8 protein-coding genes and 1 pseudogene are annotated in these 8,507 nt (G+C 68.6%); 7 read left to right on the top strand and 2 right to left on the bottom strand.

The window, feature by feature from the left end; all coding sequences use genetic code 11:
• Positions 1-15: 15 nt before the first annotated feature.
• From ACIBEI_RS49380 to ACIBEI_RS49350, 7 genes and pseudogenes are all read left to right on the top strand, one after another.
• Positions 16-84, top strand: a pseudogene (locus ACIBEI_RS49380) (hypothetical protein); the annotation flags it as partial.
• 26 nt (positions 85-110) lie between these two features.
• Positions 111-1,013, top strand: coding sequence for a hypothetical protein (locus ACIBEI_RS49375; RefSeq protein ID WP_398898087.1), 903 nt, complete (start codon positions 111-113; stop codon positions 1,011-1,013).
• Positions 1,014-1,496: 483 nt separating this feature from the next.
• Positions 1,497-1,769, top strand: a complete 273-nt coding sequence (locus ACIBEI_RS49370) for a hypothetical protein (RefSeq protein WP_398898086.1) — start codon at positions 1,497-1,499, stop codon at positions 1,767-1,769.
• Between the two features lie 522 nt (positions 1,770-2,291).
• Complete coding sequence (locus ACIBEI_RS49365) at positions 2,292-2,753, top strand: hypothetical protein (protein WP_398898084.1); 462 nt, start codon at positions 2,292-2,294, stop codon at positions 2,751-2,753.
• A gap of 81 nt (positions 2,754-2,834) precedes the next feature.
• Positions 2,835-3,410 carry a hypothetical protein gene (locus tag ACIBEI_RS49360; protein WP_398898083.1) on the top strand — a complete coding sequence of 192 codons (576 nt, stop codon included), beginning with the start codon at positions 2,835-2,837 and terminating at the stop codon, positions 3,408-3,410.
• A gap of 74 nt (positions 3,411-3,484) precedes the next feature.
• Entirely contained in the window at positions 3,485-4,675 is a 1,191-nt protein-coding gene (locus ACIBEI_RS49355) for a nucleoside 2-deoxyribosyltransferase domain-containing protein (RefSeq protein ID WP_398898081.1), read from the top strand.
• Between the two features lie 123 nt (positions 4,676-4,798).
• Positions 4,799-6,547 (top strand): hypothetical protein, encoded by a 1,749-nt coding sequence (locus tag ACIBEI_RS49350; RefSeq protein ID WP_398898079.1) that lies wholly within the window; start codon positions 4,799-4,801, stop codon positions 6,545-6,547.
• A gap of 98 nt (positions 6,548-6,645) precedes the next feature.
• Here the strand turns inward: ACIBEI_RS49350 and ACIBEI_RS49345 are convergent, their stop codons facing one another.
• Positions 6,646-7,179: a hypothetical protein gene (locus tag ACIBEI_RS49345; RefSeq protein WP_398898078.1), complete on the bottom strand. Its 534-nt coding sequence runs from the start codon at positions 7,177-7,179 to the stop codon at positions 6,646-6,648.
• 287 nt (positions 7,180-7,466) lie between these two features.
• Positions 7,467-7,874: an acyl-CoA thioesterase gene (locus tag ACIBEI_RS49340; RefSeq protein WP_398898077.1), complete on the bottom strand. Its 408-nt coding sequence runs from the start codon at positions 7,872-7,874 to the stop codon at positions 7,467-7,469.
• Positions 7,875-8,507: the final 633 nt, after the last annotated feature.

Raw genomic sequence — 8,507 nt, 5'->3', positions numbered from 1 at the left:
AGGGCGGGGCTGTCAGTGGCTGCGGGTACCGTCGCCGGTGTGCAGTTGAGGTATGCCTTCCGGCTCGACCCCGGCCCCGCGCAGCGTGAAGCGCTGGCGCGTGCGTTCGGATGTTCGCGGGCCCGAAGGCGATCAACGTGCTGGCGCCTTTCCCGTTCCTCGGCCGCGAGGAGGATCTGCGTCTGGAGGCGTGGTTCACTCCGTTCGATGGCACGGTCGCGCTCTGGGAGCGGGAGCTGCCCGGCTGGGTCACCGCGGCGCTTCGTCGCGGCCCCCGCCCGGTGGTGCAACCGGATGCGTTCGCGCTCCGGGCGGACGAGCAACGCGTGCTGCAGGAGTTGACGCGCGGCATCGTGGAGCGCGAGGTGTCCTGGCGGCGGTCCTGCGCCCAGCCCCGCATTGAGGCTGGCGAAGACAGCGACGGTGGCCGTGCGGAGGAGACGGAAGCGGACACGGAGCTGGAGGCGCTGCTGCTGGTGCGGCCGCAGTTGTTGCATTACGCGGTGCGGGGGCAGGTCCGGACGGCGCTGACGGCACTGGTAGTCGAACGCGAGGGGCGGCTCGGCGACATGGCGGCGGTGCGCTACCAGGTGGAGCACGACCTCGCCGATGCCGGGGAGATGTTCGAGGCGCTGATATCCGAGGCCGAGCAGGACGCGGCGCCGCTGTGGGCGATCACCCTGGACCTGGCGACGGCGACCGCTACCGAGAAGCTCCTCGCCCGCCTCCCGACGGCGGGGCTGGGCAGTAGCGGCGATAACGGGACCTGGACGTTCGACGCGGCCGACGACTTCATCGAGCGAATCCGCGGCAGTGAATTCACCCGGGATGTGGAGGGGATCATCGTGGTCGCCGCCAACGGCTACGAGGACTCGGCGCATCCGGACGCTCCGTGGGCCCTGTCCGTCACCCGTTCCGAGGGCGTGTTCTGTACCGCCTGCCGAAACGACTCCGCCCACAGTCAGCACCGGGCCCTGCTCACCGTGCTCGGGAGCACCCTGCGGAGTGCTTGAAAGGGGTCCTGCCGCCCCGTACGGGAGACGCTTGGGGTGCGGCCGGACCCGACCAGCGTGCAGCGGGGCGCACCTGCAAGGAGGGCGGCTACTCGCCCCTCCATACCTCCATACATACAGTCCCGGCCCGGCTTGCTGGCTGGCTGGCTGGCCTGGTCGTCCTTGGCAAGCCGGTCGAGGTGGTTGCGCACACCTCGGCCTTGCCGTGAGTCGGGTTCAGCAGTTCGATCGCCTCGGCAACCTGACCGACGCGTATCGGCTCACCGGAGCTATTGAGGACGTCCACGATCTGCTGGCGCCTGACGCCGGTGCGCTTCGCCGGCACGTCCGCTTTCGCGATCTTCGGCTTCGTCCCTGGCTTCTTGCCAGCCGTCTTCTTCGCGGCCGTCTTCGGCTCCGGAGCCTGCTCGGGTACCTCTGTGATCGCGGACCCCGGGTCTACGGCGAACGCCGACGCCCAGCGCTCCCTCCTATGATGGTGGCGTGTCCATAAGCGCGCTCCTGATGGTCATCGCCTGGTCGGCCGGCGGCGTGTCCGCTGCTGCCGCGCTGGCTGGGATCAGCCTCCAAGTTCGCGCAGACCAGGCATGGCGACGCCGGGATGATGCGGTGCTTGCGGGTGACGTGGCGGGAGCCGATCAGCATCAGGCCGAGCGACGGCAAACGGCCTTGAGCGCGCAACGGTGGACGCGCCGGTACGCGGTCCTGTGTGTGGCAGCCATGCTGGTGTTGCTGATCGCCATGGCCCTGAAGTAGTGAGGCCGAGACTGATCACAGACACCGTTCAAAGCACGAGTCCGGCGCGAAGCTGGGCCAGTATCTTCGCCGCGCGACCGCTTGTCGCCAGCAGGCGGGGCAGGTTCCTCATCGCGCAGGCACTCCGTCCCCACGACCTCCCCCGAATACCCGGCCTGGCAGCGCGCTTCGTGAGATGCGAAGCTCTGGCTGGAGCGGGCAGGTGAAGCCCGTGCGGCCTTCTTCCGCACCCCGCCCCGCTTCCTAATGCTGTTGTCAACCAGCCGTAGTCACTGGAGGTGCGACTTGATAGCACCGTCGCTCACGGATCAGGGCCCACAGAACCGGACGACGGGGAGGAGGAACTGCTGCAGGACGAGGACAGTCAGACCCTGGATGAGTGGTGCACTGCCTTTCTGGACCTCGTCGAGCAGGAGGGTGACCGCCGTTTCGGCGCGCGGTGGTCATCGTTGAAGTCCATGTGTCGAGAGAGCAACCGCCGGCGTCCCGGTCCGGCTGAGTCCGCTCGACCTGACGCCGGACGTGGCCGACAAGCTGCGCGCGGCCTTCCTCAAGGACATCGCGGACCGCGCCCGCAAGGAGTGGGGGTCGCTGTGGGACGAGCACTGTGATGCGTGGGCTGCCGCCTCTGCCGCACAGCAGGACCCGGCATCGGCGTGGGACAGTCGCCTCGGGCCCCGGACAGAAGACCTGGGTGCGCAGGCCATCGCCGAGGCGCTGGTGTCGGCGATACCGCGCAGCCTGCGCCGTCCCGGCCAGGAGCTGCTCGTGCTCAACAAGCCTCCGCTTGCGCGCGAGCGGGTCGCGGCGGTGGAGGCCGCGCTCGCCGAATCAGGTGTGGCCGGGCTGGTCCAGGTGCCGCGCTCTGTCGCGATCCAGGAGCCCCCGTCGAGTCTTTTGCTCGGCTCGGACAGCGTCACCGGACGGGCCCTGGAAGAACTGGCGGGCACCGCACTCGAGTTGCTGCCCGGTACGCGTAACTGACGTGCGTGCGCACGCCAGTCCGGCGACCTCGATGGCGGATTCTTCACCCCCGCCGCCCTCGTCCTTCGTACGGTGTCCCTCATGACCGTCACCTCGGACCGGCTGAGCGAGATCGCGCGATCACTCAACCGCCTGCACTGGCAGCCCACGGCCGACGAAGTCGCCTTCGGCAGCGCCTTCTTCGAGCGGATGAAGGAGGCGGAGGAGGAGCAGCGTTCCGCCTTCCCGAGGGGGACGAACTGGTGGGACCGCCTGCACACCGAGAGCTTCGCCACGCTGGCCCGGGTGGTCGCGATGGTGCAGGACGAGCTGCTGCCCGTCTGGCGGGAGCGGCTTACCGGCTCGCCGATGGTGGAGCTGGCCGAGCTGTACGTCAGCGCCGCTGAGCCGCTTCTGCCGCACGCGGAGCGCCTGGTCGCAGCCTGGGGTAATGCCGCTCCGCCCTCCCCGACGGCCGACGAGATCGCCCGCGAGGCGGGGCGGTTGAACCTCTCCGCCGGGCTGGCCGAGAGGCGCATTCGTTTCGAGAACGCCTCCCACTGGGAGGAAGAAGGCAACCCCCACGGCTTGTGGGACGACCTTCGGCCCGCCTGGGCGAACGTGAGCGCGGTGCGGTCCACCATGATGGCCGCGGTGACCGGAGACACGGATTACTGAGCTCGTGCTGAACAAGACGACCGCTCAACCCGCAGCGCCGGCACCGATCACCGAAAATAGGGGAGGAACTTGACGTGAGCACCGCGCCCAGTGATGTACAGGTCGTTTATGCCGGCGAGGAGCCGCCCGAGGTGTACGGGGCGAGCATCTTCCTGGCCGGTCCCACGCCGCGGGCTGCCGAGGTGCCGTCATGGAGGCCACAGGCGATCAAGGAGATCACCGCCCAGTGGCGTCACCCCGGCACCCTCGTCGTGTTCGTGCCCGAGGCCCGCGACGGTGTGCGCAGCAGCGACTACACCGGGCAGCTCAACTGGGAACGCGTCAACCGTGACCGCGCGGACGAAATCGTCTACTGGGTGCCACGCGATATGAACGTGTTTCCGGGCCTGTCCACGAACGTCGAGTTCGGCGAGGACATGGACAGCGGCCGTGCGGTCCTCGGCTGTCCCGATCACGCCGCGCACGTCCGCCTCCTCCAGGCGCATGCCGACCAGCTGAAAGTACCGGCGGCCGACACCCTGGCCAAGACCGTCGGCCTCGCCCTGGACCGCATCGGCCCCGGCGCCGCCCGCATCGGGGGCCAGCGCGACGTGCCGCTGCTGCTGTGGCGCACCCCGTCCTTCCGCGCCTGGCTGGCCGCCCAGGAGGAGGCGGGCAACGAGCTGCGCGGCGGTCGGGTCGCCTGGACGTTCCGTGTCGGCCCCGCCCGGTCGCACGTGCTGTTCTGGGCGTACGCGGCGCGTGTGTGGGTGGCCGCCGAACAGCGCGAGAAATCCAACGAAGTCGTGCTCGGCCGCCCGGACCTTTCGACCGTCGTCGCCTTCCGTGCCGCCGCGCAGTGGCTGGACAGCGAGGTCGTCCTGGTCCGCGAGTTCCGCTCCCCGGCCCGCACAGCGGATGGCTTCATCCATGAACTTCCCGGTGGCTCCGCCCCGAAGACCGGCGACCCACGGCAGGTGGCCGTGGACGAGTTCGCGGAGGAGACCGGACTGCGCCTCTCCCCCGAACGTCTGCATCCGGTCGGAGTCCGCCAGTCGGCCGGCACCGTGTCAGTCCACACTCAGGCCGTCTACGCCGTCGAGCTCAGCGAAGCCGAGCTCGACCAGCTCCGCGCCGATCACGCCGGGCACGGCAACGCCGCGGAGACCGAGCACACATACGTCGAAGTGGCGCGCGTCGGCCACCTCCTGCACGCCGAAACCCCGGCGGTCGACTGGACCACGATCGGCATCATCACCCAGGCCATCCACGGAGTTGCGCCCTGACACTCTGCTCGCCACCTTGCCGCCGTCACGGCCGGGCTGAAACGCTGGACCATCGAGATCATCGCCTCACGCGCCTCTCTTTGGAGGGCAGCGTGAGGCACGACGTGGGGGCATTGCGCGCGCATGCTGATTGAACACGCTGACCAACGGCAGCTGACCCAGACGCTCATGGAGGACGCGGCCCTGTGGTCCGCGGACGCGCTCGCATCGGCGAGCGGCGGCGTGGCGTACGACGACGAGCGCAGCGCGCATCTCCTGGCGGCCTGGGCGCAGGTCAACGCCGCGGGCACCAACAACTCGGTCCCCCTGTTCGCGAAGCATCCTGAGGCCAACGAGCCGTGGGCGAAGCTCGGCGCTGAGCTCGCCGCGACCGCCGACCAGGGCGCCGTGGGCCTGCTGGAGAAGGCCGCCCGGCGGTGTGCCGCGGAGCTGGGGCCGGACGGCCGCGCCAAGCTCCTCGCCCAACTGGCGACCGGAGTGTCTCCGTTGATCCGGCTGGCCGGCGGGCTGGATGAGCTGCTCGAGGCGGCCGCGCTCCACCGCAGGTGCGCGGGCGGCACGGAGGCCGGCTGGGTGGCGGGCGCCACCTGGATCGTGGGCGCGCTGACCGAGAACGCCCGCAACACCACGGTGGCGAACCTGGCCACGGACAGGATCGCGCGCCTCGTCGACGACGGGCACGGTGCAAACTTGTGGCACACCTGGCCGAAGGTCGCTGCCTCGATGATGTCCACCGCGTTCCTGGACGAAATGGACGCCCCCCTCGACCCCGGCCTCCCCGACTATCCGGTCGGGCTCTGGCTGCGCGCGGTCCAGGCCGTCCACGCCGACGACGAGCGCCAGACCGAGGACACCGTCACCGAGTTCCGGGATCAGAAGCCCGGTAACCAGCGCATGCTGTGCTTCGAGCTGGCCATGGCCATCGCCTCCGTGCGTACCCTTCCCTCCCGACGGGCGTCACGGCGTGCCGCCCGCGGCGAAACGAAGGAAGACGAGGCGCTGCGCAGCGCGGTGAGCGACATCATGGACGAGCTGCCCGCGGACATGGTCGAGCGCACCGGCCGTATGTACGCGCTCTCCCGCCGCGCGATCCTCGCCTACATCGACCGTGATGCGGAGACGCTCGCCGCGGTCATCGACCGGGTTGCCACCTGGGACGACGATCCCGGCCGCATGCCATCACCGCAGTTCCGCTTCGAGTTCCCCAACCAGCAAGCTCTGGCTTTCGCCAACCAGCTCCTGCACCTGGGCGAGATGGCCGGCGTCCACATCACCAATCGTGAAGCCGCCGACGGAGCCGCCTCTTTGATCGACCGCTACGCCCCGAGCGAGCACAAGCAAGGCGCGCGCGAACTGGTCACCGCGCTCAGGACGGCCGGGAAGTCGGGTGTCGACTTCAACCAGGCCGTTGCGAACGGTCCCGCCGGACTCGTGGCGTTCGCCGCGATGGCAGCAGGTCTGACTCAGAACCGTCGGCTCCCCCTCCCCAAGGAGCGCACCCGCCTCGACTTGATGAACGAGATCCGTGAGAGCGAAGCCAAAGCGCTGCGCATCCCCGATCGCGAGATCATTACCGTCAGTGACGAGGAGGCACTCGCCTTCCTCGAACAGCTCTACGGACCCGAATACCCGCTCCCGCGTGACCCCCGCGAACGCACGGTCTGGGAACACGACGTCGTCGCCATCGCAGCACAGCACCTCCTGGAGTACCCGGCGGACGCCACCACTCCCGAACAGCGGCAAGCACTCGACGCCCGTATCAAGAAGGTGCTCCGGGCAGGAACAACCCCGCAGCGCACCCCTCCCCCTCCGGACCGCAGTAACGTGGTGCGCAAGCAGCCCAAGCGCTCTTCAAAGCGGAAGCGCAAGTAGCACATCAAGGACGAGCGGAAGGGCACGGTGGGGAGGGCAGGCGCAGGTTGTCAGGTTCGGGCCGAGGACCTGGAACCCGAGGAACCTGTCCCCGCCTCTCAGTGATCGTCTCCCCAGACCTCGGCGAGTCGGTCGAGCTCACGACGCTCTTTCTCGCCAAGAAGGACGTCCCCGATCGTGCTGCCGCGCTCCCAGTACGGGCCATCAGCCCGGGCGTCAGGATGGCGAGGGCCAGTGTGACGCGCATGCGTGCCCACGGCGACGGTATCCACGACGGTCAAAGAGCTCGTTCGGACCCGGTCCCACAACAGTCGGTCATCAGGATGGGAAGCCAAGGCGACGCGCATCAACAGCGCCCGCGATGAGCCCCCTTGGTCTTCGAGGTCAGGACTGAGTTCGAGCGCGTTGTACGCCGACCGTCGCAGCGTGCCGGTTACGCCCTCCTCCTGGGGAGCAGCGAGCGGCACGAACACCGCGTCGGCGAACGACAGGTCCAGCCGCAGGATCCGCTCGTGCAGGGCTGCCGCGATCAGGAAGGACACCAGGGGCCGGTCCACCCCGGTGTACAGGGCAGTCTCCTCCTCGGAGAACTTGAAGAGTTGGCCGTGGCGAGCCTGCTCCAGCGATTCCACGTGGAGGCTGATCAGCAGGTCTGCCCAGACCAGGGAGCACTCCCACACGGTCTGGGGTGATGTCTCGGCCGGCGGCGGCTCAACGTGTGTCATGGGTCATCCCTTTTGCGTCCAGGAAGTGGACGACAAGGCGTCGTCTCGCGCTGGTCCACCCTTGGAGCCGCGGTCGGTAAGCCCAGGTGCATCAGAGAGTGCCTCGGCGTGGTCGGCGTGGAGGGTGCCAACGCGGGTGGCGGAAGCGTCGGTGCCCGGCCCGGACTACTGGTCCCCGGCAGCACGCCGACTGTTCACGCCGATTTGTAGCGGGCAAAAAATTCGGCCTCGGCCTCTGAGATGCGGCGCGGTGTACCCGTCTCCAGGTTGTACGCGGCGATCTTGGTTGTCGCCTCCGCGTATGTGTTCTCGGCGTCCTTGATGGCATACCCCAGCTCGAGCCGCGCGCCGCGGCAGGTGACCACCCAGACATCCACATCTACGGGTTGGTCGCGGTAGTCCAGCGGCGTCTTGTAGTCGATGAGGGACTGCTGGACCACGAAGGCATGCCGCCGTCGCTCAGCCTCGTCCGTCGGCAGCAGCTCCTGAATCATCCTCGTACGTGCTTCCTCGAGGTAAGTCAGGTAGCAGGAGTTGTTGACGTGCCCGTAGCTGTCGGCGTCGGCCCAGCGCAGCGGGAGCGGATAGGTGAAGTTGGGCATGAGGGTCTTCCTGTACAGAGGACGGATGTGCAGCGTAGCGGAGGGGAGGGACACGACCGCTGGAGCACGTCCTTCTGCCACGGAACGCCCGCCAGTGCCCGTGAAGGTCGAACCGCGCGGTCCCGGCCGCTTTCGAGCCTGGATGGAGCCGCTGCTGCCCAAAGTCACCGGCTTTGAACGGGACCGGAGCGAGGAGTTTGTGAAGGCTATGGGGCTGCGTGCGCCTCTCCGATCGGATACCAGCACCTCCCAACGCTCTTTCGGTACGCCTCGGTGCCCGGCCACCGCTCACGGAGGCGGCCCAGGCTCTGCTCGCCGACCGCCAACGTGGGAGCGGGGTCGGCGGGAACCCCGCCATCTGCGCGCGCACCTCATCGGTCAGCTGATCCATCTCCTGAGCAACCATGTTGTTTATTCCACCACGCGGGTCTGACACCAGAGGCAGCATTCATGTGTCAGCCTTCGTCGCTGCCCCGCCAACGCCACCAGCCATGATCTGGGAACGACGCTGCTCAGCTACGATCGGCTCGTCTCGGCCACCACCTGCTCCCGACAACTCGGCCAGCCCATCATGGTGATGGTGCCCCAGCGAAGCGATCTGGCCAGTGCGGTCGCAAGCCGGTATCCCCAACG

This window comes from Streptomyces sp. NPDC050988 (assembly GCF_044456225.1).
Lineage (GTDB): Bacteria > Actinomycetota > Actinomycetes > Streptomycetales > Streptomycetaceae > Streptomyces.
Note: the sequence above shows the minus strand (reverse complement) of the source record. Positions and strands in the feature narration are given on the sequence as shown.